Genomic DNA, 24178 nt, shown 5'->3' on the forward strand with positions numbered 1-24178 from the left:
TACATTTTTTTTTATTTTTTATTTTTTATTTTTTATTTTTTATTTTTTTAACACAAAAAATAATATATTGCTTTAAATAATATTAAAAAAATAACTTATGAAAAAAAATACTTTTAAAACAATACTACTTCTTGTATTTTTATGTTCTAAGTCCTTTTCGCAAGACAAAGAATTTCAATTGAAACCAAGACCAAATGATTTTCAATATTTTCAAAATTCGGGCGACAGTATCATAACACTGAAAACACCTAATATAATTAACACCAATAAAACGACTGCTACACTAAGTAAACTGCCTTATCCAATTATTTTCATTCACGGACTTAATTCTAATTCAGAAACTTGGAACCTCACGTCAAATTATTTCGATGCTCAATATGCTTATACTTTTGGGGGACGGTTCGATTTTTGTTTAAATGCAGATTCCAACAATAGCATTGCAAACAAAAAATTTTATCCAACACCAGGAGCAGATATTGCTGCTTTTGAAACTACAATAATTGCAAATGCAGATTATTATTATGTAAATTTTAATGTAAACCCTAATGGATCTATAGGTACTACTACACTTAGCAATCAAGCGGCAATTGCAAAACAAGGAATTGCAATAAAAAAAGTAATAGAGCGAGTTTTAGCACTTACAGGAAAAGACAAAGTGATGCTTGTAGGGCATAGTATGGGCGGATTGGCATCGAGAGAATATATACAAAACCCATCAAACTGGCAAGCAGATGGAAGACATCATGTAGCAAAATTACTAACCGCAGGAACTCCAAACGGAGGCAGTAATGCAAGCGACAACATCCTGGCAGGACTAGTTGGAACAGATGTTTCTTCGGAAGCCATTAGAGATCTAAAATCTGCCTATTATTATAGCGGAGAAGGAAGTCATTTTTTATTTGGAGGATCAGAAATTCAGAACAGTACAAGCATGAGCGATAATTCCTACTCGCCCAATTTTTATAATGTAGATATTAATTGTAATGGAATTTTGGGAGAAAAAATTATTGGATTAAACCAAAAACCTATAGATAATTTAATCGATTTTTCAAATATAATAGGAAGAATAACAAATGGGATTGGAACTAATTTAAGTACCGATGGGATTGTGGCCGAACCCTCTTCTAAATTAAACCAGTATTACCCTTCTTTAACATATCCTGCCAAAGTATTTTATTTCAATTCAAGATATGATTTAATAGAAAACCATACAGAGCTTCCGAGTAAATATTATGAATTAATGCAAGGCTTAGATGAACCTAATTTTAAAGAATTGGCTTACATTGTTAATACAAATAAAAAATACATAGGCTATACAACAGTACAAAATCCAGTTGAAGCCGATAAGGATTTTTATAAATTTACAATTTCAGAAAATTCAAATGCAATAGTTTCTGTTAGTAGCATTACAACTAGCACTATGAACGGTACAATTTTAGATGATTTAGGACACCCCGTTGGGAGTGTGCAAAATAACAATAGTACTACGCTAAATTTTACAAGAGTACTTACCCCTGGTAATTATTTTTTGAAGTTAGTAAGCACAAACCCAACAAACACAAACTATCAAATACCATATCAGTTTGCAATTAATACCACATTAAGTTCCGATGAATCTAATTTTTTAACCTTCAATTATTATCCAAATCCTGTAAAAGATATTCTTAACCTAGAACATGTTAATCTTACAAAAGCAAGCATTTATAGCCTATTGGGTCAACTAATTGATGTAAAAAATTTCGACAATAATACAATCTCGAAAACAATCGATTTATCGAGTTTGAAAAGCGGAATATACATAGTTGTCTTTGAAAATGATAACCAACAAAAAACAATCAAGATTATAAAAGAATAATTAGAACCTTTTTTTTATTAAATTTAGAAAAATAATATATACACCGTTTGTCTTTGCTTGGCCAGTTTGCACTTTTAGGCTTTGGTTCGAGGAACCAGGAGCCTCATTAAGCCATTCAGATTATGAGATTCCTCGTTGCTCGTAATGGTAATACAATGAATAAATATGAGCGTATTTTTTAAAGATAAAACGGTATTATTCAGTAAGTTTTATATATTTGTTTTCTGCAAAAAAAGCAGAGTAACCAAATCAATAATCAAGCAAATATGTCTTTTTCAAAATTATTCAGAAAAAAAACAGTTCAAGATATTCTTAAACAAGTAGCTAAAAATGAAGCCGATGGTCACAACAGCTTAGGAAAACATTTAAAAACCAGAGATTTAGCTGCTTTTGGAATTGCTGCTATTGTGGGTGCAGGAATTTTTAGTACTATTGGAAAAGCTAGCTACGATGGCGGACCGGGAGTTATTTTCCTATTCCTTTTTACGGCCATTGCTTGTAGCTTTGCGGCATTTGCTTATGCAGAATTTGCTTCGATGGTGCCTGTATCAGGAAGTGCTTATACCTATTCGTATGTTGCTTTTGGAGAAATTATAGCCTGGATTATAGGGTGGGCATTAATTATGGAATATGCCATTGGTAATATTACCGTAGCCATTTCTTGGAGTGATTACTTTACGGGATTACTTGATAGCATGGGGCTTCATTTGCCACAATATGTTCAGATGGATTATTTAACAGCTTCCAACGGATTCAAAGAGGCTACCGCCTTAATGCAAGGCGGAAAATCATACGAAAATTTATCCGATGGTTTAAAAAGTGCTCACACAGCTTGGACAACCTCTCCAACATTAGGAGGATTTCATTTTGTTGCAGATTTACCCGCTTTATTTATCATTATTTTAATTACCGCATTGGTTTATAGAGGTATGAAAGAATCTCGAAATGCCAGTAACTTTATGGTTGTCGTAAAACTATGTATTATTTTATTAGTCATTGCAGTTGGAGTATTTTATGTTGACACTGCCAATTGGCATCCATTTGCGCCAAATGGTGTGGGAGGAATACTAAAAGGAGTATCTGCGGTATTCTTCGCTTATATTGGTTTCGATGCTATTTCAACCACTGCTGAAGAATGTGAAAATCCGCAACGTGATTTACCTCGAGGTATGATGTGGGCAATTATTATATGCACTGTTTTATATATTATTATTGCTCTGGTACTTACAGGAATGGTTAATTATTCTGAATTAAATGTAGGCGATCCTTTGGCATTTGTTTTCGAAAAATTAAACCTAAAATGGATGTCGGGAATTATTGCCGTAAGTGCAGTAATTGCTATGGCGAGTGTTTTATTGGTTTTCCAAATGGGACAACCAAGAATCTGGATGAGTATGAGTCGTGATGGTTTATTACCTAAACGTTTCTCTAAAGTGCACCCTAAATTTAAAACACCTTCTTACGCAACAATCGTAACAGGTTTTGTAGTAGCTATTCCTGCTTTATTTTTAAATTTAACAATGGTAACTGACTTGTGTAGTATTGGAACTTTATTTGCCTTCGTATTAGTTTGTGCTGGCGTTTTAGTATTACAAAACAAACCAAATATTCCAAGAGGAAAATTTAAAACACCTTATATAAATTCGAAATTTGTAATGCCTTTTTTAATCATCATAGGTCTTGTCATTACTTTTACTTACAGTAAGCAATCTACCATAGATTTCTTAACAAATGAAAAGCAAATTAATGCCCCAGCAACAATTGTAACTTCTTTAAACAAAGAACAAACAACAGCTGTTGTTAACTATATTTCGAAAAATAATTCTAACAAAGTTAAGCCTTCCGAAGATTTAGAGCAAGTTTTAAGTGATTTTCAACAAAAAAACGATGCGAGTTATAAAACTTTAGTCGATAGTTTACCCATAGACAATGCCCTGAAATACGAAAGTGGTTTCAGCTTATTTAAACACAAAATTCCGATGTGGATTTTCCTAATTGTTTTATTTGGATTAACCATTTGGTCTAACCGCCAGAATTTATCATTAATACCACTTCTAGGATTAATATTTTGTTTATATATGATGGCAGAATTAAGCATCTGGAACTGGATTTACTTTACCGTTTGGTTGTTAATTGGGCTTTGCATTTACTTTGGCTTTAGCCGAAAAAACAGCAAGCTAAATTTTACAGAACCAAATTCTGACATTCAAAATTAATACCACTTAAACCAATAAAAAATCCCATTTCTATACAGAAATGGGATTTTTTTATTCAAATAAAATTATAAAACCAATCTATAAAATTTCCAACTCTTTCATACAAGCATGCATCATTTCATAAGTACGAGTAATATCATTATCTAACCCAATAGAAAAACGAATTAAACCATCTGTTAAGCCCATCTCTGCTTGTTCCTCTAAAGGAATTTCACTCGAAGTAGAAGTTCCGGGAGCACTAAACAAAGTTTTATAATACCCTAAACTTACCGCTAAATAACCTAAATTTCTTTGTTGCATAAGCTCCATAAGAGCATTTGCTTTATCAAGAGAACCCACATCAATAGTCATCATACCACCAAAACCATATTCGTGGTTAATCATACCAGAATAAAGATCATGACTTGCATGCGATTTCAAACCTGGATACACCGTTTTAATTCCGTTTTCTTCAAATTTACTAGCTAAAAACATCGCATTATGGCTATGCTGCTTCATTCTAATATGCAAAGTTCTCAGGTTTTTCATTACACTTGCAGAACGCAAACTATCCATCGTTGGCCCCAAAAGCATACTAGTACCAGAATTTACATTTTTCAAATCATTAATAAACTCTTGCGATGCACAAACCACACCCCCCACAGTATCGCTACTTCCGTTAATATATTTTGTCAAACTATGAATCACAATATCCGCACCCAATTTAATAGGAGAAACAGACAATGGCGAAAATGTATTATCTACCACCAATTTCAAATTATGCTTAATCGCAATCTTAGACAAACCAGCAATATCAGCCACTTCAAGCAAAGGATTACTTACCGTTTCGCAATACAAAACTTTCGTATTTGGCGTAATAGCGGCTTCTACAACAGCTAATTTGGTAATATCTACAAAAGTAGTATTAACCCCAAATCGAGGTGCTAAATTCTTCAAAAAAGCATACGTACCCCCATAAATAGTCCTACTCGAAACAATATGATCACCATTGCCACACAACTGCAAAAGCGTTGGCGTAATAGCACCCATTCCAGAAGCCGCAACATTAGCAGATTCTGTTCCCTCCATTGCAGCAAGAGCCCTATCTAAATACAAATTACTTGGCGAAGAATGACGAGAGTACAAGTAACAACCCTCGGCATTACCCTCAAAAGTATCAAACATTGTTTTTGCCGACAAAAACGTGTAAGTCGAACTATCTGAAATTGATGGATTAACGCCACCAAATTCTCCAAAATACTGTAAATCTTGTATTTTGTCTGCAGGATTAAAATTTTTCATATGTAAATAATCTTTGTTTTTTTTAAAATAAATATATTATATTTATAAAGAATTATTCACCTTTGTCCTTAATTTAGACAACATAAATATTTCATTTATTTATTCTTTAGGAGCAATTTCCTGCACCCGAGCCTGAAAGTGCGAACTGGCGAAGGAATCCACTTTATCTTTTTTTCTGCCGAAAAGGCAAGACAAAAAGGATATCGTTCCTATCAGGGCTATGGCATTCTGGCATTAACTTAACAATCATCAAAAAAACAAAATATTAGATTTAATTACAACACAAACAAAACAAAACAGAAAACAAAACTATATTTTAATATAATTTAAACAATTAAAACATTAAAAATAACAATACCCACGCCTTTTTAGAAAATTTAAAATCATGAATTTAGACGAAATAGACAAAAACCTATTAAAATTACTACAAACCGATAGCAAAAAAACAACAAAAGAAATCTCATTAAAACTAAATCTATCTGTAACAGCAATTTACGAACGCATAAAAAAGCTAGAACGAGAAGGAATTATCGAAAAATATGTAGTCATACTAAACAAGAAAAAAATCGAAAAAGGATTTGTAGTATTCTGCCATATCAAACTCATTCAGCACACAAAAGAATTCTTAACAAAATTTGAAAACCAAGTAACAAAACTAAACGAAGTACTAGAATGTCACCATGTGAGTGGCGATTACGACTATATCCTAAAAATAGTCCTAAAAGACATGGAAGAATACCGTAACTTTCTAGTAGAAAAACTCACAACACTAGATCACATAGGTAGCACCCACAGCACCTTTATGATTTCTGAAGTAAAAAACACAAACATCATAGAAATCTAATTTTTTTTTAAATTGCGATTAAAATTTGCCCTTGCCATTGCAATTAAATTCGTAATATTGCAATAATAAAAACAAAAACACACACTATGAGTTCATTTGACGTAGTTATTATAGGTTCAGGTCCAGGCGGATACGTATCGGCAATTCGTTGCGCACAATTAGGTTTCAAAACTGCTATTATCGAAAAATATTCAACTCTTGGCGGAACTTGCCTAAACGTTGGTTGCATACCATCAAAAGCACTATTAGCCTCATCTCATCATTACCAAGAATTACAACATTTTGCAGACCACGGCATAGAAGTCTCGGGCGAAGTAAAAGTAAATCTCGAAAAAATGATTGCTCGCAAACAAGCCGTTGTAGACCAAACATCTGGCGGTGTAAAGTTTTTAATGGACAAAAACAAAGTAACCGTTTACCAAGGATTAGGCTCATTTGAAGACGCAACCCATGTAAAAGTTACAAAAGCAGACGGAAGCTCAGAAGTTCTTGAAGCTAAAAACATTATTATAGCAACAGGTTCTAAACCATCTAGTTTGCCTTTTATCAAATTAGATAAAGAAAGAATCATCACCTCAACCGAAGCATTAAAACTACCAGAAGTTCCTAAACATTTAGTAATAATTGGTGGTGGCGTAATTGGGATCGAACTCGGGCAAGTTTACCTTCGTCTAGGATCACAGGTTTCAGTTGTAGAATATCTAGACCGAATTATTCCAGGAATGGATGCCAGTTTGTCTAAAGAATTAACAAAAGTGCTAAAAAAACAAGGCATGAAATTCTACGTTTCTCACAAAGTAAAATCAGTAGAAAGAAATGGCAATGCTGTTACTGTTCTAGCCGAAAATACCAAAGGAGAAACCATCACTTTAGAAGGAGATTACTCACTAGTATCTGTTGGCCGTCGTCCTTACACAGATGGACTTTTCGCAGATAAAGCAGGCGTAAAAATTACCGACAGAGGAATGATAGAAGTAAATAATCATTTACAAACTAATATCTCAAATATTTATGCAATTGGCGACGTAGTACGTGGTGCCATGTTAGCACACAAAGCGGAAGAAGAAGGCGTTATGGTTGCCGAAATTATAGCAGGTCAAAAACCACATATCGATTATAATTTAATCCCAGGAGTAGTATATACATGGCCAGAAGTTGCCGCAGTAGGAAAAACCGAAGAACAGCTAAAAGCAGATGGGGTTAATTATAAAGCAGGAAGTTTCCCATTCAAAGCATTAGGAAGAGCAAGAGCAGGAGGTGATACCGATGGATTTGTAAAAATTCTAGCCGACGCTAAAACCGATGAAGTTCTTGGGGTTCACATGATTGGTGCTCGTTGTGCCGATTTAATTGCAGAAGCAGTTACCGCAATGGAATTTAGAGCATCTGCCGAAGACATTTCAAGAATGAGTCACGCACACCCAACATTTGCAGAAGCTATTAAAGAAGCAGCACTAGCCGCAACAGACAATAGAGCATTGCACGTTTAGCCTTATATCTCCTAGAAAAGTCACACTAACTATTTTGTTATTGTGACTTTTTTATTTGTACATTTATTCTAAAACAAATAATATTATGAAAAATTTACTTCTACTATCATGCGCTCTTATTTTTACCCTAATAGCTTGCAAAAGTAGCGCAGGAAATAAAAACGAAATAAAAACAATATTTTCTCCAAAAAGCCAAAGCAATGTAGCTGGAACTGCTAATTTTATTGAGAAAAACGGAACAGTAACAATGGTTGCAAACCTAAGCGGACTTACCCCTGGAGAACACGCCATTCACATACACGAAAAATCTGATTGTTCTGCTACCGATGGAAGTTCTGCTGGCGGGCACTGGAATCCAACTTTCAAAAAACATGGCAAATGGGGCTCAGCAGAGCATCATAAAGGAGATATTGGCAATTTTACTGCCGATCTAAACGGAAATGCTACAATAAAATTCTCTACTTCAGAGTGGTGTATTGGCTGCCAAGATCCAACTAAAGATATTCTAGGCAAAGGACTAATCGTTCATAAAGGAACTGACGATTTTACATCGCAACCTGCCGGAAATGCAGGCGCAAGAGTAGCTTGCTCAGCAATTATCAAATAATATATCTCCATAATTTTATAAGAAAAAGCCAATTCGTTACTTCAAAAATTTTGAACAATACAGAAAATACTCGCAAGAAAATTCCCCTTTTTTAACTGGATTTGAATTGTTGTTTTTTACAAAAAATTAGCCTTACAAAATAAAATTATGATAAATCCTTCGGCACCAAGTTGGGTTGAAAAGTTTTTTACAGAACAAAACGATAAAAATCAAACTGTAATAAATAATTATGAGCAATTTTACGAAAACACTAGAGCAACAGGCTTTCTAGTTGGTTATACAACACATTTTGTTACCTCTAAAAACATTGAAACAAAAGGCTTAACAAACGAAGAGCTTCTTAAAATCGCCTTATTAAACACCTTATTTGGAGTGTACCAATTAGTTAAAAAAAATCGCAATCATTCAGAATTCATATATCAATGTACCACTTTTTATAAAAATTTACACCCAAAAGAATCTAGTCTATTAGAAAAAATATTACCCCAAGACTCCTATTCTAGCAAACTAGAAAAAATAATAAATTCACGCATTCAGACCAATGAAAATATTATTAGCAAGAATTTTTCTAATATTCTAACCAATGCACTCCTATTTATAGATGTTTTAGCCTTTCGAAAATATTTAGATGAAGGCAATATTCCTGACAAATATTTAAAAAAAACAGAGGAAATTATTGTAAATATTGTTTCACTAGCCCTAAAAACAAAAGAAGTTAAAACAAAATATGATGATTTACTTCAAAAATTATTCGAATCTTCCGTAAGGTATACCAAGTTTAATAAATTACAAATTGTATCTCTAGATAATCTAGATTTATCTTATTTTAACCACGACTACGAGAAATATTACCTCATAGATTTAGCAGGAATGGCAATGTGGAATGATGCCAAAATAGAAAAATCTGAAAAAAATTTCCTTTTTCAACTAGCAAAAAAACTAGCTATTTCTAACTCATTTCTAGAAAAAAGTATTTCTGAAATGAATGTGTTTCTAACCACAAATAAAACCAAAATACAACATTTTAATTATTCAAATCCTGTAAAGCATTTTTATGATCAAACGACTCAAAACGTTCAAACCTTAATTTCTAGAAATAAAAACAGATTAGTTGTAGAAATATCTCAAAGTAAGGAACTCATGAAACTGCTTTCGCAATCTACAAAAAGAGAGTTAAACCCAGATGAGAAGAAAAAAGTTAGAAACCAATTGTTAGATATTTTAAAAACTATCCCGTCGCTAACCATTTTTTTAGTACCAGGCGGAAGTTTATTATTACCTATTCTAATTAAATTTATCCCTCAATTATTGCCTTCTGCATTTAATGAAAATTTAGAAAAATAATAAAAACACACCATCGTTTTAAATTATAGTTATTTATATTTGCATCATAAATAGCTATATAATGACCATTACCCAACTTCAATATGTTTTGGCAGTAGCCGAACACAAAAATTTTACGCTTGCTGCCGAAAAATGCTTCGTAACACAACCTACCTTGAGCATGCAAATACAAAAAGTAGAAGAAGAACTGTCGATTTTAATTTTTGATAGAACCAAAAAACCAATTCAACTTACAGATGTTGGACAAAAAATTGTAGCACAAGCAAAAAATATTGTTAATGAAGCCAATAGAATGCAAGATATTGTAGCTATCGAAAAAGGATTTATTGGTGGCGAATTTCGTATTGGAATAATCCCTACTATAATGCCAACACTTTTGCCAATGTTTCTGAATAATTTTATCAAAAAATATCCAAAAGTAAAATTAATAATTGAAGAGCTAAATACTTCCGAAATTATAAAAAAACTCAACAATGGCCAGCTCGATGCAGCTATTGCAGCAACGCCATTAAATGAAGATAAAATAAAAGAAATTGTTTTATATTACGAACCTTTTATGGTTTATATTCCTGAATATCATTTGCTTTCGCCTAAAAATGAAATTGAAATTAGCGATTTAGATATTGATGAAATTTTATTACTACAAGACGGACATTGTTTTAGAGACGGAATCCTTAATCTTTGCAAAAACACGGCTATAAATAGCGAATCTAAATTTAAAATCGAGAGTGGAAGCTTCGAAACCTTAATAAAATTGGCCGATGAAGGATTAGGAATTACACTACTTCCCTACCTGCACACACTAGATCTGAAAGAAAAAGACAAGCTAAAACTAAAACATTTTGTAGAGCCAAAACCTGCTCGTGAAATTAGTTTGCTGTTTCCTAAAAACGAACTTAAAATTCATATTATAGATGCGCTAAGAAATGTCATTTCTGGTGTTTTACGTGGAGCCATCACTTTTCAGAATGTAGAAATTATTAGTCCTATCCAGAAAAAATAATATGACTGAATGGCTAAAAACTGACCAAGCTGTCATTTCGACATATATAACATATTTACAAAAAATTTACAAGTTTTAAAATTATTTTTGTTGGCATTTCGCAAAAAACCGTGTAAATCTATTATACCTGTACCCTAATTTGTATGTTGTATTAGTTAATATAAGTCACAAAAAAAGGAAAAAAAAAAGGAAAAAAAAAGAGAAGCTATTTTGCTTCTCTTTTGGTTATAAATCTAGATAAATTTCGCATCTCCTAAGTTCTGGTTTCTCTTTTGTAAAGTTAAAAAACCAAACTACTAGTTCTTCTAGCTCGAAAGGCAATAATGCTTTTACAGCTTTTTCTAATTCTTTACAAAATAAAATAGGATCAAAACTAACTCTCTCAAGAATAGATTTTGAATAATTAACCATTAATTTTGACATAGTATTTAATTTAAAATTGTGGTATTGTGTTATCCAAATCTACACATATAAAATGTAAAAAATCATAATAAAATATTAAAGTTTTTTAAAACCTATCATCATTTCTCGTTTTCCTGGTGGTCCAGCCACTTTTTTAACGGTAAAACCAACTTCTTGCATAGAACGCTTTACAACCCCACGAGCGGCATAAGTTACTAGAATTCCGTTATTTGTAAGAGCTTCAAACATATTCTTAAAAATTTCGGTGCTCCACAATTCTGGTTGCACTCTGTAACCAAAAGCATCAAAATAAATTAAATTGAAAGTGTTTTTGTCCTGAATATCCTGAAAAAATTGTTTTCGCTTTGTTAATAAAAAATTAGGACTAAATATGTGTTTTTCTTCCCAGGTGCAATCATGCATTTTTTTGTATTCGGCTTCAAATTCTTCGGCTTTCAATTCTTGCAAATAATTCATCTCAATAGCTTCTTCTTTTGCAACAGGATAAGCTTCTACGCCAGTATAATATACTTTTATATTGTTTTTTTGAGCTTCTAACAAAGTAATAAAAGCGTTTAACCCAGTTCCGAAACCAATCTCTAAAATAGAAATTGTTTTTTCTTCAACTAACGAAAGTCCGTTTTTAATAAAGACATGATAAGCTTCTTGTATGGCGCCATTTTTAGAGTGATAGCATTCGTCCCAATCGGGCAAATGAATGGTTGTAGAACCGTCGAGGGTTTTTATAATTTCTCTTTTCAATTGGTTGTTATTTTGATACTAGAATTAATACTTTTGTAAGAGCATTTTTTTAATACAAATCTAACAAGAAATTCACAACTTAATAAATTTAATTTAACAATAAACTTATTTTCTTACTAAAAACTCAAACAATGATTTGTGAGATTTACATTAAAATAAAAATTGATATTTAAGCTTAAATATTTAGTCTAACGACTACAATACGCTTTGTTTTTTACTAAATTAGCAAAAAATAATTTTCTGTAATGGGTTTAGATATTCAAAGTGAAATCGATATAGTGAAAGTAGCTTCTTCAAAGATTAATGAGGTAGATTTTGAGAATCTAGCTTTTGGTAATGTTTTTACAGATCACATGTTGATGTGTGATTTTAAAAACGGAAAATGGCAAAAGCCAATTATAAAGCCGTACGAACCTTTCTTATTAGATCCTTCGGCAAAAGTTTTTCATTATGGCCAAGCCATTTTTGAAGGAATGAAAGCTTATAAAGACGATAATAATGACATTTGGTTGTTTAGACCCAACGAAAATCTAGATCGTTTTAACAAATCGGCAACTAGAATGGCAATGCCAGAGGTTCCTGAACACATTTTTATTGATCGATTAAAAGAAATTTTAAAAATTGAAAAAGAATGGGTTAAAAAAGGTTTAGGAAACACCTTATATATACGACCTTTTATGATAGCAATTGGCACAGGTGTTATTGCCCAACCATCATCACAATACAGGTTTATGATTATTCTCTCGCCAGCAAAATCTTATTATTCTGGTGAAGTAAAAGTAATTATTGCCGAGCATTATAGTCGTGCTGCAAATGGTGGAATAGGTGCTGCAAAAGCGGCAGGAAACTATTCGGCACAATTTTACCCAACAAAATTAGCAAACGATCAAGGTTTTCAGCAAATTATCTGGACAGACGATGCAACGCATACAACCCTAGAAGAAGCTGGAACTATGAATGTGTTTTTTAGAATAAACGACACATTATATACAGCACCAACTAGCGAACGTATTCTTGATGGTGTAACCAGAAAAAGCTTAATAGAGTTAGCCAAACGTGAAGGAATAAAAGTAGCCGTGCAACCTGTGCTCGTTTCAGAAATTGTAGAAGCAGCTAAAAACGGATCGCTAAAAGAAATATTTGGAGCAGGAACCGCAGCGGTTGTAAACCCAATTGTAGGATTTTCTTACCAAGATGTTTACTACGAATTACCTAAAATAGAAGACTCGATTGCTTTAGAATTGAAAGAAAAACTAACAAATATTCAGCACAAACTAGCAGAAGATACTTTTAGTTGGACTGTAAAAATTTAATTTTCTAGAGGGCAGATTTTAGATTATTTAGAAATCTAAAATCTGCTTTTTTCTAATTAATACATAAAGCTTACTCTTATAGATTTAAAATCCCTTTAAAATTTGGCTTACTATAATTAGGTCCTTTTAGCACCTTACCGTCTTCACGATAAATTGGTTTTCCGTCATGACCTAATTTGCTCATATTACTACGCTGAATCTCGTCGAAAATAGCTTCCATTTTATCTTGCAAACCATGCTCTATAATGGTTCCGCACAAGATATAAAGCATATCACCAAGAGCATCGGCAATTTCTACAATATCATTATTAGCAACTGCTTCGAGGTATTCTTCATTTTCTTCTTTCATCAAATTATAACGGAGCAAATTTTTTCTTTCCCCTAAATTCCCTGTAGGATTTGTATTGATACCCAGTCTAAAAGCAGTGTGAAATTCATGAACAGATTTTATTTGTTTTTTCATTATTAATTTATAATTTTTTTTTGTAAAACTAACAACTTTAATAAAACAAAAACCGCTGTAAAAAATTTTAGTCGAAATTATATACCTTAAAATCATGTTTTTTAGTCTTAAAATAAAAATTAGTCCTAATTTTTATAATTCGTGATTTAAATAAAAAAGGAATCTCATTGCAAATAATCATATTAATTTAAGTGGTATATTATTAAAATGAAATTACAATTCATTATTTTTACAAAAAAATATTTATGTTTAGTTCCGGACAATTACTCTTTGCTGCCATTTTTGCAATTTCCTTTATCGTTATTATGATTTTTGCCTATAGAAAAGATTTAAAAATTCACAAACAATACTACAAAGGAAGCCTCTGGATATTAGTTGGTTTTATTATATTTATTAGTTTTTTATTCATTATTAAATCATTAATGAAAGAATAGCCAAAACATTAATTTTTTTGGAAAAAATTTTATATTTTTAACAAAATTTTTATTTATTCTTATATGAGAATTGCAAAATACATTTTTTTATTACTTTTACTAATTACCATAACAATTTCAGTTTTTGTTGCTACAAAAGATGGAAGTTATGTAGTTACGAAGCATAAAGAAATAAATGTCCCAAAAGAAATAGTTTTTAATTATGTATCCAATTCTAAAAACTGGGAAACTATAAATCCTTGGAAAGGAGAAAACGCAAAGATACAATCCGTTCAAAAAATTGATGGAGAAATCATTTTGCAAAATATTGTTATAAATAAAATTCCTGCCGAACTTAAACTAACAATTAAAGATACTTTAATTAAAAAAACAATTGTAACCTGGACTACTCGTGGAAAATTGAGTTTTAAAGATAAATTTTTAAGCATTATAAATCGTGGTACTCACAATGATTTTGGCGAAAAATTTGATAATGGACTTACTTTGCTAAACACTATTCTTACTACCGAAATAAATAGTTTTTCTGTAAAAATAGATGGCTTTGTAAACCGAGATACCGTTTTTTATATACAACAAGTTATAAGTTGCAAAGTAGAAGAATTACCCACAAAAATTAAAAAAACGCTTCCCAAACTTAATGAGTTGCTAAAAATTACAAATACCCCTAAAAAAGGCGATCCTTTTGTAATATACCATGCTGTAGATAGCTTGGCAAATAAAATAACCATTTCCGTAGCAATTCCTACTAAAAACAAGGTTTTCACTTCGTCCGAAAGCGATATTTATACAGGACAAACCAATCCTTTTCAGGCAGTAAAAGCAACACTTACAGGAAATTACAACCACAAGAAAGAAGTTTTAGAACAACTATATGACTTCATGTCTAAAAATAAATTAGAGCGAAGTGATCGCAATAAAATCTTCGAAATCATACCTAAAAATAGCTTAACCGAAAAATCGGCAGCAAAATGGGTTACCGAAATTTATATTCCTGTAAGACCCAAAAAAATAACCGTAAGAATAAAACCTGTAAAAGCAGATACAATAAATACAGTTATTGAAAGTAATTTTAAGAGTGTTGCAAATCCTTAAATATATTTTACTTTAACAAATACCTAATAACAGTTTCCGCAGCGTGCAGCCCAAAAAGCCCTGGCATATAACTATTTGTGCCGTAAAATGATTTTTTATAATTAGAACCATCAGTCATTTTCAGGCTCGTTTCATCTTGTATTTCTGACGAAAAAACTACTTTTAGTTTGTCTATTTTCTCAGCTTTAAGTCTTTTTCTGATGGTTTTTGCTAACATGCAATTTGTAGTATTTGTAATACATGAAACTTTTACCTTAGCAGCTTCCATTTTTCCGCCAGCGCCCATACTCGAAATTATTTTTACACGTTTGCGTTTGGCAGCAATAATTAAATTTAGTTTTGGAGTTACGCTATCTATACAATCTAAAACATAGTCAAACTCATCAGAAACAATTTCGAAAGCTCTTTCTGGCGAAAGAAACTCTTGAATTCTGGTTAATTTTAATTCAGGATTTATATCTATCAACCTATCACCTACAACTGTTATTTTGGGCTTTCCAACGGTAGAATGTAAGGCTGGTAACTGGCGATTTATATTAGTAATATCGACCACATCGCCATCTACAATGGTTATTTTTCCTATTCCAGCACGAACTAGAAACTCGGCAGCAAATGAACCTACGCCTCCTAATCCTACGACTAAAACATTTGCATTTTGTAATTTATTTAAACCCTCTTTTTTGAATAAAAGTGCTGCTCTTTCTGTCCACTCTGCCATATTTTTTTGTTTAAAGTTTAAAGTACTAAAACTTCAACATTAAAGATTGCTCGCTAGTTCGCTTACGCTCGTATCGCCAATCAATATTCAATGTTATTTTTTAATATTATAAAAAACATTTTGAAAGTTGTTCTCAACTATTTTCTGTAATTCTGAAACCTCGATGTTTTTGTATTTTGCTGCTAATTTGTAAACTTCTTCTAATGTTTCTTCAATAGTATCGGTTTCTAAAAAAAACCTATCGTTAGGAACTGATGCAAAAATAGGTTCTAATGTTGGATTTCTTAATAAATATTTTCCAAACGAAAGATAAAATCCGTTGTCTAAAAGTAATTTTGCTACCTGTTTATTTTTAGAAAAACCATGAATAATCATAGGAACTTCAACTTGTAATCTGCTTTTTATTTCTATAATTTCCTGATAAGCAGAAACACAATGCAAAATTACTGCTTTATTATATTTGATGGCTAATTTTAATTGTTTTTCGAAAACTTGCTTTTGAATTTCGATCGAAATTTCTATTCTTTTGTCTAATCCGCATTCGCCAAGAGCGAGACAATTTTCAGTTTGCAATTTTTCTTCAATAATTTTTAAATCGGCTTCTACCCTACTTTCGTTAATATACCAAGGATGAATTCCTATGGAATAAAACGCAATAATCGAATCAAATTCTTGCGGATATTGATTAACAATTTCTAATACATTTAAAGCTTTTGTGAGCCTATGTGTATGTAAATTGATGAATTGCATTAGTCATTAAATTTTTTTACACCAGCCAAAATTTCAATTTTCAGATCGTTTTCTAAAGGAACAATTGGGCAAGAGTATTTGTGATTATAGGCACAATAAGGATTGTAGGCTTTATTAAAATTGATAATTACCGTTTCTGATTTTGGAAAACGCATATCGATGTATCTTCCGCCAAGATAACTTTCTTTACCACAAGTTAAATCCGAAAAAGGTAAGAATAAATAATCTTTGTATCCTTCCCTTTTAGACAAATCGATATTTTGATACACATTCAAATTAAATTGTTTTTCATCAATTACAAATGACAATTCTCCGTATTTTTTATATCTAGGAAGTCTTGTAGTCGAAGTTTTCATTACAAAAATTTTCGCGTTTTTAGTTCTTACAAACTTTGCCTCTACAATAAATTTTTCGTTTATTGGATAAAAGTCTAATGATTTAAAAACCTGAAAATCTTCATCTGAAAGAGGACTTTGTTTTTTGTCTGCATATTCTTTATTCAAATTATTTTGAAATTCCTGAGAAGTTTCTGCCTTGTTATCTTGAGCGTAAGAAATTACGAAAAACAAAACAGTAAATAATATTAGGTGTTTTTTCATTGAAAGAATTTTATGCAAAAATAGTTTAAAACTTGCAAAGCTACAAAGTTGAAATATTGTAACTTTGAAAATTATACTAATTATTTATGTTTTACAGCTTTTTTACCCGATATATTAATAATTTCAGAGGATTTTCGAGAGAAATTTGGATTCTTGCTATTGTAACTTTTATAAATCGTGCTGGGGTAATGGTTGTGCCTTTTTTATCGAAATATTTGAAAGAAAACTTGCATTTTACTTACTCCGAAGTAGGTTGGATTATGGTTGGCTTTGGGGTTGGATCTGTTTGCGGTTCTTGGCTTGGTGGGAAATTATCGGACAAAATTGGTTTTTATAAAATCATGCTTTTTAGCCTTTTTGTGAGCGGAATTGTTTTAATCCTATTGCAATTTGTAAATTCTTTTTGGGGATTAGTTTTAGGATTATTTGTATTAATGGTCATTGCAGATATGTTCAGACCAGCTATGTTTGTTGCTATTGGCGCTTATGCAAAACCTGAAAATCGCACTCGGGCGTTAACTTTAGTGAGACTGGCAATAAATATTGGTTTTGCTGCCGGACCAGCACTGGGTGGATTAATAATTATGTACATAGGTTATTCTGGTCTTTTCTGGATTGATGGATCTACTTGTATTATTTCGATTATATTATTTGGGTTATTGGTTAAAGAAAAAAAGAAATTTGTAGATCCAGAAATCGAAACGGTTACTATTGCCGAAGTAAATTCTGTTTTTCATGACAAGCCTTTTTGGATATTTTTAGTAGCTTGCCTTATTTCAGGTGTGTTATTTTTTCAATTATTTACCACCATTCCGTTGTATCATCACGAGCAATTTAACTTAACAGAACTTCAAACAGGATTGTTGCTTACTTTAAACGGTTTAATTATTTTTTTCCTAGAAATGCCATTTGTAAGTTATATAGAGCGCAATAAAATTAGCAAACTTAAAGTATGCGGTTGGGGTTTGTTATTAATGACTATTAGTCTTTCGTTACTAATGATTAATTTTTGGTCGGGAATCTTAATTGTAATGATGGTTTTTATGACATTTGGCGAAATGTTTGTTTTTCCGTTTTCTAATTCGTTTGCCTTAAGTCGTGCTCCAAAAGGTCATGAAGGCAGATATATGGCAATATTTACGATGAGTTACAGTTGTGCGCATATATTCAGTTCTAAAGCAGGGTTAGATGTTGTTTCAAATTTTGGGTACCAAAAAAACTGGTTTTTGATGACAATTCTTGGAATAATTAGCATCTTACTAATCATTTGGGTTATTAAATTAGTCGACAAAGAAAACACAAACTTAAAAAATAGTTAGATAACTACAAAAATAGTTGTGCAACTAAAATACTAGTTGTAAGTTTGTGCTGTAAAATTCAGATCATGCAAAAACTAACCAATAAAGAAGAAGAAGTAATGCACATTTTATGGAAGCTAAAAAAAGCCTACGTAAAAGAAGTATTGGCAGAAATTACTCAAGAAAAACCACATTACAACACCCTTTCTACCATAATACGAAACCTAGAAGAAAAAGGTTTTGTATCTTATAATGCTTACGGGAACACGCATCAATATTACCCTATTATAAGTATTGAAAATTATAGAAAGCGCTTTATGAATACTGCAATAGATAATTATTTTGGCAGCTCATACAAAAATATGGTTTCGTTTTTTGCCGAAGAAAAAAAAATATCTGCCGACGAATTGCGTGAAATTTTAGCTATTATAGAACAAAAAAAATAAGATTATGGAAGCCTTTTTTATTTACCTAATAAAAGTAAATTCTCTAATTGTCATTTTTTATTTGGCCTATACTTTATTGGTTCAAAAAGAAACTTTTTTTAATACAAATCGTTGGTTTTTGCTATCAGGATTATTTACATCAGTATTAATTCCTTTATTTTTCATCAAAAAAATAGTTTTTATTGAAGCACCCAAATTTGCGTCAACAAAATTTGCATCAATAAAAAATGCGACCATTAATCCTATAATCGAAATTGAGGAATCTATAAATTGGCACAACATACTACTAATTGCCTATAGTTTTATTTCGATTATTCTTTTATTAAAAATAGCCTCAGAATTAATCTCCTTCTTCAAATTAATAAAAAACAAGAAAAGAACTATAAATAAGCCCTTTACAATGGTTGATATAAATGAGAACATAAATCCGTTTTCATTTTTCAAATATATCGTATTTAATTCTGCCAAATATTCAAACTCAGAATTAGATAATATTTTAAACCACGAGAAAGTACATAGTAAAGAGAAACATTCGGCAGATATATTAATTGCCAAAGTTTTTTGTACCTTTTTCTGGTTCAATCCGTTTGTTTGGTTGTACAAAAAAGCCATCATTCAAAACCTAGAATATATTGCCGACCAAAAAGCAATACAAAACATAGAAGATAAAAAAGCGTATCAAATGACGCTTTTAAAAGTAGTTACTGATCACAACTGCTTGTCGATTACCAACTCATTTTATCAATCATTAATCAAAAAACGAATTGTTATGTTAAACAAAAATCAATCAAAACAGAAAAAAATTTGGAAATACGCACTGGTAATTCCTGCATTAGTCGCCTTTGTGATTTTCTTTCAGGTGAAAGTTATTGCGCAAGAAAAATTAGAAAATGGTACTTTGACCACATTAAGAACAGATGGAATAACAGAAATGATTATCGATAAAAATTCGACCGATTCCGATATTAAAAAAGATTGCGATGCACTAAAAAAAGTATTCAATGTAGATTTGAAAGTCACAATTATTAAAAGAAATAAAAAAGGCGAAATTACTGCAATTTCTATTACTGCCAATGACCACAAAGGATCAACTAGCACTCATGATGTAACAAGTGACCAAGCCATAACTCCTTTTAAATTTTCTATGAGAAGAGATTTAAATGGCAAAGGAGAATTCAGATTTTATGATGAAACAGATACATCAAAATATGAAACAATTGCAAAAGAAGAAAATAATTCAGACGAATATCCAACTCCGCCAACTCCTCCAGATGGACCAGATATGAGCAATATGCCATCGCCTCCAGCTGCACCAAATTTTCCGCCACCGCCAACTGTTAGGTTTCCAAAAAACCCAAATGATAAAAAGGCAATTAAAAAATATGAGGCCGAAATGGAAAAATATTCAACAAACTGGGAAAGTACTGAAATAAAAAAATACGAAGCTGATATGGCAGCCTACGAAAAAGCAATAGAAGCTTACCAGCCAGATATGACTGAATATGAAGCTAAAATGGAAAAATATGAAATGGAAATGGAAGCCTATCAAGAAAAAATAAATGATTACCAAGAAAAAATAAGAGACGAAAAACAAGATAAACTAGACGCTAGTAGAGATAAAATCGAGATTCGAAAAAAAATATTAATCAAACAAAAAAAGAGATAAACATAGTAGCTGCTTTTTTTTAGCAATTAAATTCAAAATGTACCTAATAATAAATGCTTTCAAAATTGGAAGCATTTTTATTATATAAATATTTTAAATAAATGTATAAATAAACTAATTTTGCCAAAAAAAATGCCAAGAATTCTCGCCATCGATTACGGACAAAAACGCACAGGAATTGCCATTACTGACGAAATGCAAATTATAGCCTCAGGACTTACAACAATTGCTTCAGAAACGTCGATAGCATTTCTAAGAGATTATTTTACCAAAGAAAAAGTAGAAAAAGTACTCATAGGCGAACCCAAACAAATGAATGGCGAACCATCGCAAAGTACAGATATTATCGAAAAATTTGTAACCAAATTTAAAAATAATTTTCCAGATATGGCAATAGAAAGAGTAGATGAACGTTTTACATCAAAAATGGCATTTCAAACCATGATTGACAGCGGACTTAAAAAGAAACAACGCCAAAATAAAGCATTGGTAGACGAGATTTCGGCAACTATAATGCTTCAAGACTATTTAACTCGAAAAATATAATAAGAATATTAATGGCAAATTTTTAAAATTAGTATTCTAAATCATAACCCCTTTGTTTCATTTAAAATAAATTTTAATAAAAAAATAAATTTTCAATCCAACACCAAAAAAATGGCTAGACAAAAAATAGAATCCGATATTGTGCTAATAGGTGCAGGAATTATGAGTGCTACATTAGGATTGTTGCTCAAAGAATTAAATCCCAAACTAAAAATAGAAATTTTCGAACGGCTAGATATTGCAGCAGCCGAAAGTTCTGATGCTTGGAACAATGCAGGAACAGGTCACGCCGCGTTTTGCGAACTAAACTACACACCAGAACTCGAAGATGGAACCATCGAAACAAAAAAAGCACTAAAAATATCGGAAGCCTTTGAAGTGTCAAGACAACTTTGGACTTATTTAGTTGAAAAAGGATTGCTTCAAAATCCAGAAAACTTCATCAAAAGTGTACCACACATGAGTCTTGTTTGGGGCAATGATAATGTAGAATATTTAAGAAAAAGATTCGAAGCTTTGCAACAATTTCACCTCTTTAAAACAATGGAATTTTCTGATAATATAGAAAAAATTAAAGAATGGGCACCACTTGTTATGGAAAACAGAAACAGCAAAGACAAAATTGCTGCCACATCGATGAAATTAGGAACAGATGTTAATTTTGGAACATTAACCCGAAATATGTTCAAATACCTAGAAACATTAGAAGGTGTTACCATGCATTTTAATCATGATGTTTACGGCTTAAAAAAACGTGAAGACGGTCGTTGGAGAGCAAAAGTAAAAAATATTGCAACTGGCGAAAAGAAAAAAATATTCGCACCATTTGTATTTATTGGTGCTGGTGGTGGCTCTTTATTATTATTAGAAAAAGCCAATATTCCAGAAGGCCAAGGTTTTGGCGGTTTTCCAGTAAGCGGACAATGGCTAAAATGTACCAATCCAGAAGTCATCCAGAAGCATAGCGCAAAAGTGTACGGAAAAGCATCGGTTGGCGCACCACCTATGTCTGTGCCGCATATAGACACCCGCATGATTGATGGTAAAAAAGCATTACTTTTTGGCCCTTATGCTGGTTTTTCGACTAAATTTTTAAAAAATGGTTCTTATTTTGATTTAATAAAATCGATAGAATTTAGCAACATCAAACCAATGCTTGGTGCTGGAGTAAAAAACATTCCACTTACAAAATACCTAATAGAACAAGTCATTCAATCATCGGACGACAGACTAAAAGCACTAAAAGAATACGTCCCATCGGCCAAGAAAGAAGATTGGGTACTCGAAAATGCTGGACAACGTGTACAAGTTATTAAAAAAGACAAAGACGGGCATGGCATTCTCGAATTTGGTACAGAAGTAGTTACTGCTCATGATGGTTCGTTAGCCGTTTTACTTGGTGCATCACCAGGCGCATCAACAGCGGTGCAAATCATGGTAGACTTAATTACAAAATGTTTTCCAGAAGAAGTAAAAACAACAATTTGGCAAAACAAACTCAAAGAAATGATTCCTTCTTACGGACAATCATTAAACGAAAACACTGTTTTATGCGACCAAATTAGAGCAAAAACAAACGAAATACTAAAATTGAAAGTTTAAAATAAATACCATGAGTTATCAACAACCATAATAAATGAGCCTAACTTAAATAGAGTTATGTGGTTCAAAAAAAACACTTAAAATTCAGAATTATTTGACAAAATTAGTAAAATTCGTGTTTTATTTTGTTAAGTTTTGTAACTATCATTTTAAATTATTTACTTTTGCACATTATATAATATATTCAGAATGATTTTACCAATTGTAGGTTACGGCGATCCAGTTTTACGCAAAGTATGCGAAGAAATTACCAAAGATTACATTAATCTAGAAGAAACCATTGCAAACATGTACGAAACCATGTACAACGCTTGCGGTGTGGGATTGGCTGCGCCACAGGTTGGACTTCCTATCCGTTTGTTTATTGTAGATGCGGATCCGTTTAGCGATAGCGACGACATTTCAAAAGAAGAAGCAGCCGCACTAAAAGGATTTAAGAAAACTTTTATAAACGCCAAAATGCTTAAAGAAGAAGGCGAAGAATGGAGTTTTAACGAAGGTTGCCTTAGCATTCCTGATGTTCGGGAGGATGTGTACAGAAATCCAAACATCACAATCGAATATTACGACGAAAACTTTAACAAGAAAACAGAAGAATATAACGGACTCATTGCTAGAGTAATTCAGCACGAATACGACCATATTGAAGGGGTTTTGTTTACCGATAAAATTACAGTCTTCAAAAAGCAATTCATCAAAAAGAAACTACAAAATATCATGGAAGGCAAAGCACGTCCTGATTACAGAATGAAATTAGTACCAAAAAAAAGATAGGTTTTAATAAATAATTTATTAATTTCGATTTTTACAAATTAACGATTCAACGATTAAACAATAAAAATGAATTTAGAAAAAATATTAGCGATCTCTGGAAAACCAGGATTATACGCTCTAAAAGTACAAACAAGAACTGGTTTCGTTGCCGAATCTTTTATAGACGGAAAAAGAATAACAGTAGGTTTACGTAGTAATGTAAGTTTATTATCGGAAGTTTCTATATACACAACTAGCGACGAAAAACCATTAGTAGATGTAATGAGAAATATTGCTAAAAAAGAAAATAACGGACCAACACCTGTCTTTAAAGACGACAAAGTACAATTAGCCGCTTATTTCTTAGAAGTACTTCCAGATTACGATCAGGAACGAGTATATGGGTCAGATATTAAAAAAGTATTAAACTGGTATAACATTTTGCAAGCAAGAGGATTAGTTTCTTCTGAAGAATCTCAAATAACTGAAGAAAAAACAGAAAAAGTAGTTGTATCTACCGAAGCAAAACCAGCAAAAGCGACAAAAACAGTAGCTCCAAAAAATGCAGGAATGGCTGCTGCCAAAAAGGCTCCAGCTCAAAAAGCGACCAAGTCAACAAAGAAATAAACTTAGTCATAATACCTTAAAGTCGAAAGTCATAAAGTCTCAAAATATTTTAGACCTTATGACTTTC

24 protein-coding genes are annotated in these 24178 nt (G+C 31.8%); 17 read left to right on the top strand and 7 right to left on the bottom strand.

Going from position 1 to position 24178, the window contains the following annotated elements; translation table 11 throughout:
- The first annotated feature begins 97 nt into the window (after positions 1 to 97).
- The gene (locus B0A57_RS01770) at positions 98 to 1855 is read left to right on the top strand and encodes a T9SS type A sorting domain-containing protein (protein WP_034098502.1); all 1758 of its coding nucleotides are present in this window, start codon (positions 98 to 100) and stop codon (positions 1853 to 1855) included.
- A gap of 266 nt (positions 1856 to 2121) precedes the next feature.
- The gene (locus B0A57_RS01775) at positions 2122 to 4071 is read left to right on the top strand and encodes an amino acid permease (protein WP_011963842.1); all 1950 of its coding nucleotides are present in this window, start codon (positions 2122 to 2124) and stop codon (positions 4069 to 4071) included.
- A gap of 78 nt (positions 4072 to 4149) precedes the next feature.
- Here B0A57_RS01775 and B0A57_RS01780 read toward each other — a convergent pair whose 3' ends face one another.
- Positions 4150 to 5352, bottom strand: a complete 1203-nt coding sequence (locus tag B0A57_RS01780; protein ID WP_011963843.1) for an aminotransferase class V-fold PLP-dependent enzyme — start codon at positions 5350 to 5352, stop codon at positions 4150 to 4152.
- A gap of 385 nt (positions 5353 to 5737) precedes the next feature.
- On the opposite strand from B0A57_RS01780, the gene B0A57_RS01785 reads away from it, so the two are divergent.
- The 5 genes from B0A57_RS01785 (at position 5738) to B0A57_RS01805 (ending at position 10640) form a co-directional block, all read left to right on the top strand.
- Complete coding sequence (locus B0A57_RS01785) at positions 5738 to 6196, top strand: Lrp/AsnC family transcriptional regulator (protein WP_038466835.1); 459 nt, start codon at positions 5738 to 5740, stop codon at positions 6194 to 6196.
- A gap of 86 nt (positions 6197 to 6282) precedes the next feature.
- Entirely contained in the window at positions 6283 to 7686 is a 1404-nt protein-coding gene (gene lpdA / locus B0A57_RS01790; RefSeq protein WP_011963845.1) for a dihydrolipoyl dehydrogenase, read from the top strand.
- 85 nt (positions 7687 to 7771) lie between these two features.
- On the top strand, positions 7772 to 8293 hold the full coding sequence (locus B0A57_RS01795; protein WP_011963846.1) for a superoxide dismutase family protein: 522 nt from the start codon (positions 7772 to 7774) through the stop codon (positions 8291 to 8293).
- Between the two features lie 147 nt (positions 8294 to 8440).
- Positions 8441 to 9637 (top strand): LETM1-related biofilm-associated protein, encoded by a 1197-nt coding sequence (locus B0A57_RS01800; RefSeq protein ID WP_038466832.1) that lies wholly within the window; start codon positions 8441 to 8443, stop codon positions 9635 to 9637.
- 61 nt (positions 9638 to 9698) lie between these two features.
- Complete coding sequence (locus tag B0A57_RS01805; RefSeq protein WP_011963848.1) at positions 9699 to 10640, top strand: LysR substrate-binding domain-containing protein; 942 nt, start codon at positions 9699 to 9701, stop codon at positions 10638 to 10640.
- A gap of 225 nt (positions 10641 to 10865) precedes the next feature.
- Here the strand turns inward: B0A57_RS01805 and B0A57_RS01810 are convergent, their stop codons facing one another.
- A complete protein-coding gene (locus tag B0A57_RS01810; protein ID WP_011963849.1) occupies positions 10866 to 11063 on the bottom strand; it encodes a hypothetical protein in 198 nt (65 codons plus the stop codon).
- A 75-nt stretch (positions 11064 to 11138) separates the two neighbouring features.
- Entirely contained in the window at positions 11139 to 11804 is a 666-nt protein-coding gene (mnmD, locus tag B0A57_RS01815; RefSeq protein ID WP_011963850.1) for a tRNA (5-methylaminomethyl-2-thiouridine)(34)-methyltransferase MnmD, read from the bottom strand.
- A gap of 245 nt (positions 11805 to 12049) precedes the next feature.
- On the opposite strand from mnmD, the gene B0A57_RS01820 reads away from it, so the two are divergent.
- A complete protein-coding gene (locus tag B0A57_RS01820) occupies positions 12050 to 13117 on the top strand; it encodes a branched-chain amino acid aminotransferase (protein WP_038466829.1) in 1068 nt (355 codons plus the stop codon).
- 76 nt (positions 13118 to 13193) lie between these two features.
- On the opposite strand, the gene B0A57_RS01825 is transcribed toward B0A57_RS01820, so the two are convergent.
- Positions 13194 to 13580 (bottom strand): pyrophosphohydrolase domain-containing protein, encoded by a 387-nt coding sequence (locus B0A57_RS01825; RefSeq protein WP_038467227.1) that lies wholly within the window; start codon positions 13578 to 13580, stop codon positions 13194 to 13196.
- Positions 13581 to 13825: 245 nt separating this feature from the next.
- Between B0A57_RS01825 and B0A57_RS01830 the strand changes: the two genes are divergently transcribed.
- Positions 13826 to 14014 carry a hypothetical protein gene (locus tag B0A57_RS01830; RefSeq protein ID WP_011963853.1) on the top strand — a complete coding sequence of 63 codons (189 nt, stop codon included), beginning with the start codon at positions 13826 to 13828 and terminating at the stop codon, positions 14012 to 14014.
- Between the two features lie 63 nt (positions 14015 to 14077).
- On the top strand, positions 14078 to 15106 hold the full coding sequence (locus B0A57_RS01835; RefSeq protein ID WP_011963854.1) for an effector binding domain-containing protein: 1029 nt from the start codon (positions 14078 to 14080) through the stop codon (positions 15104 to 15106).
- A 7-nt stretch (positions 15107 to 15113) separates the two neighbouring features.
- Here the strand turns inward: B0A57_RS01835 and B0A57_RS01840 are convergent, their stop codons facing one another.
- The 3 genes from B0A57_RS01840 to B0A57_RS01850 all read right to left on the bottom strand — a co-directional run bounded on the left by B0A57_RS01840 (position 15114) and on the right by B0A57_RS01850 (position 17173).
- Positions 15114 to 15824, bottom strand: coding sequence for a tRNA threonylcarbamoyladenosine dehydratase (locus B0A57_RS01840; RefSeq protein ID WP_034098511.1), 711 nt, complete (start codon positions 15822 to 15824; stop codon positions 15114 to 15116).
- A gap of 93 nt (positions 15825 to 15917) precedes the next feature.
- Complete coding sequence (locus B0A57_RS01845; protein WP_034098513.1) at positions 15918 to 16574, bottom strand: TatD family hydrolase; 657 nt, start codon at positions 16572 to 16574, stop codon at positions 15918 to 15920.
- Positions 16574 to 17173 (bottom strand): DUF1684 domain-containing protein, encoded by a 600-nt coding sequence (locus B0A57_RS01850; RefSeq protein ID WP_034098515.1) that lies wholly within the window; start codon positions 17171 to 17173, stop codon positions 16574 to 16576. The genes B0A57_RS01845 and B0A57_RS01850 overlap by 1 nt, the downstream gene beginning before the upstream one ends.
- A gap of 86 nt (positions 17174 to 17259) precedes the next feature.
- On the opposite strand from B0A57_RS01850, the gene B0A57_RS01855 reads away from it, so the two are divergent.
- The 7 genes from B0A57_RS01855 (at position 17260) to B0A57_RS01885 (ending at position 24111) form a co-directional block, all read left to right on the top strand.
- On the top strand, positions 17260 to 18492 hold the full coding sequence (locus B0A57_RS01855; protein WP_034098517.1) for an MFS transporter: 1233 nt from the start codon (positions 17260 to 17262) through the stop codon (positions 18490 to 18492).
- Positions 18493 to 18557: 65 nt separating this feature from the next.
- Positions 18558 to 18917: a BlaI/MecI/CopY family transcriptional regulator gene (locus tag B0A57_RS01860; protein ID WP_011963859.1), complete on the top strand. Its 360-nt coding sequence runs from the start codon at positions 18558 to 18560 to the stop codon at positions 18915 to 18917.
- A gap of 4 nt (positions 18918 to 18921) precedes the next feature.
- Complete coding sequence (locus B0A57_RS01865) at positions 18922 to 20583, top strand: M56 family metallopeptidase (protein ID WP_052079111.1); 1662 nt, start codon at positions 18922 to 18924, stop codon at positions 20581 to 20583.
- Between the two features lie 132 nt (positions 20584 to 20715).
- The gene (gene ruvX / locus B0A57_RS01870; protein ID WP_011963861.1) at positions 20716 to 21129 is read left to right on the top strand and encodes a Holliday junction resolvase RuvX; all 414 of its coding nucleotides are present in this window, start codon (positions 20716 to 20718) and stop codon (positions 21127 to 21129) included.
- Between the two features lie 84 nt (positions 21130 to 21213).
- Positions 21214 to 22731 carry a malate:quinone oxidoreductase gene (locus B0A57_RS01875; protein WP_227029007.1) on the top strand — a complete coding sequence of 506 codons (1518 nt, stop codon included), beginning with the start codon at positions 21214 to 21216 and terminating at the stop codon, positions 22729 to 22731.
- A gap of 189 nt (positions 22732 to 22920) precedes the next feature.
- Positions 22921 to 23505, top strand: a complete 585-nt coding sequence (gene def, locus B0A57_RS01880; RefSeq protein ID WP_034098520.1) for a peptide deformylase — start codon at positions 22921 to 22923, stop codon at positions 23503 to 23505.
- A 66-nt stretch (positions 23506 to 23571) separates the two neighbouring features.
- A complete protein-coding gene (locus B0A57_RS01885) occupies positions 23572 to 24111 on the top strand; it encodes a DUF5606 family protein (RefSeq protein WP_034098523.1) in 540 nt (179 codons plus the stop codon).
- The last annotated feature ends 67 nt before the right edge of the window (positions 24112 to 24178 follow it).

It is taken from the genome of Flavobacterium psychrophilum DSM 3660 = ATCC 49418, from assembly GCF_002217405.1.
Taxonomy (GTDB): domain Bacteria; phylum Bacteroidota; class Bacteroidia; order Flavobacteriales; family Flavobacteriaceae; genus Flavobacterium; species Flavobacterium psychrophilum.

What these genes read in the sequence shown, in the direction of transcription:
- B0A57_RS01775 (WP_011963842.1), top strand. Translation starts at nt 2,122, where the DNA reads ATGTCTTTTTCAAAATTATTCAGAAAAAAAACAGTTCAAGATATTCTT.
- B0A57_RS01845 (WP_034098513.1), bottom strand. Translation starts at nt 16,574, where the DNA reads ATGCAATTCATCAATTTACATACACATAGGCTCACAAAAGCTTTAAAT.
- B0A57_RS01795 (WP_011963846.1), top strand. Translation starts at nt 7,772, where the DNA reads ATGAAAAATTTACTTCTACTATCATGCGCTCTTATTTTTACCCTAATA.
- lpdA (WP_011963845.1), top strand. Translation starts at nt 6,283, where the DNA reads ATGAGTTCATTTGACGTAGTTATTATAGGTTCAGGTCCAGGCGGATAC.
- B0A57_RS01855 (WP_034098517.1), top strand. Translation starts at nt 17,260, where the DNA reads ATGTTTTACAGCTTTTTTACCCGATATATTAATAATTTCAGAGGATTT.
- B0A57_RS01830 (WP_011963853.1), top strand. Translation starts at nt 13,826, where the DNA reads ATGTTTAGTTCCGGACAATTACTCTTTGCTGCCATTTTTGCAATTTCC.
- B0A57_RS01885 (WP_034098523.1), top strand. Translation starts at nt 23,572, where the DNA reads ATGAATTTAGAAAAAATATTAGCGATCTCTGGAAAACCAGGATTATAC.
- ruvX (WP_011963861.1), top strand. Translation starts at nt 20,716, where the DNA reads ATGCCAAGAATTCTCGCCATCGATTACGGACAAAAACGCACAGGAATT.
- B0A57_RS01785 (WP_038466835.1), top strand. Translation starts at nt 5,738, where the DNA reads ATGAATTTAGACGAAATAGACAAAAACCTATTAAAATTACTACAAACC.
- B0A57_RS01835 (WP_011963854.1), top strand. Translation starts at nt 14,078, where the DNA reads ATGAGAATTGCAAAATACATTTTTTTATTACTTTTACTAATTACCATA.
- B0A57_RS01805 (WP_011963848.1), top strand. Translation starts at nt 9,699, where the DNA reads ATGACCATTACCCAACTTCAATATGTTTTGGCAGTAGCCGAACACAAA.
- B0A57_RS01770 (WP_034098502.1), top strand. Translation starts at nt 98, where the DNA reads ATGAAAAAAAATACTTTTAAAACAATACTACTTCTTGTATTTTTATGT.
- B0A57_RS01850 (WP_034098515.1), bottom strand. Translation starts at nt 17,173, where the DNA reads ATGAAAAAACACCTAATATTATTTACTGTTTTGTTTTTCGTAATTTCT.
- B0A57_RS01800 (WP_038466832.1), top strand. Translation starts at nt 8,441, where the DNA reads ATGATAAATCCTTCGGCACCAAGTTGGGTTGAAAAGTTTTTTACAGAA.
- B0A57_RS01840 (WP_034098511.1), bottom strand. Translation starts at nt 15,824, where the DNA reads ATGGCAGAGTGGACAGAAAGAGCAGCACTTTTATTCAAAAAAGAGGGT.
- def (WP_034098520.1), top strand. Translation starts at nt 22,921, where the DNA reads ATGATTTTACCAATTGTAGGTTACGGCGATCCAGTTTTACGCAAAGTA.
- B0A57_RS01860 (WP_011963859.1), top strand. Translation starts at nt 18,558, where the DNA reads ATGCAAAAACTAACCAATAAAGAAGAAGAAGTAATGCACATTTTATGG.
- B0A57_RS01780 (WP_011963843.1), bottom strand. Translation starts at nt 5,352, where the DNA reads ATGAAAAATTTTAATCCTGCAGACAAAATACAAGATTTACAGTATTTT.
- B0A57_RS01810 (WP_011963849.1), bottom strand. Translation starts at nt 11,063, where the DNA reads ATGTCAAAATTAATGGTTAATTATTCAAAATCTATTCTTGAGAGAGTT.
- B0A57_RS01825 (WP_038467227.1), bottom strand. Translation starts at nt 13,580, where the DNA reads ATGAAAAAACAAATAAAATCTGTTCATGAATTTCACACTGCTTTTAGA.
- B0A57_RS01865 (WP_052079111.1), top strand. Translation starts at nt 18,922, where the DNA reads ATGGAAGCCTTTTTTATTTACCTAATAAAAGTAAATTCTCTAATTGTC.
- B0A57_RS01820 (WP_038466829.1), top strand. Translation starts at nt 12,050, where the DNA reads ATGGGTTTAGATATTCAAAGTGAAATCGATATAGTGAAAGTAGCTTCT.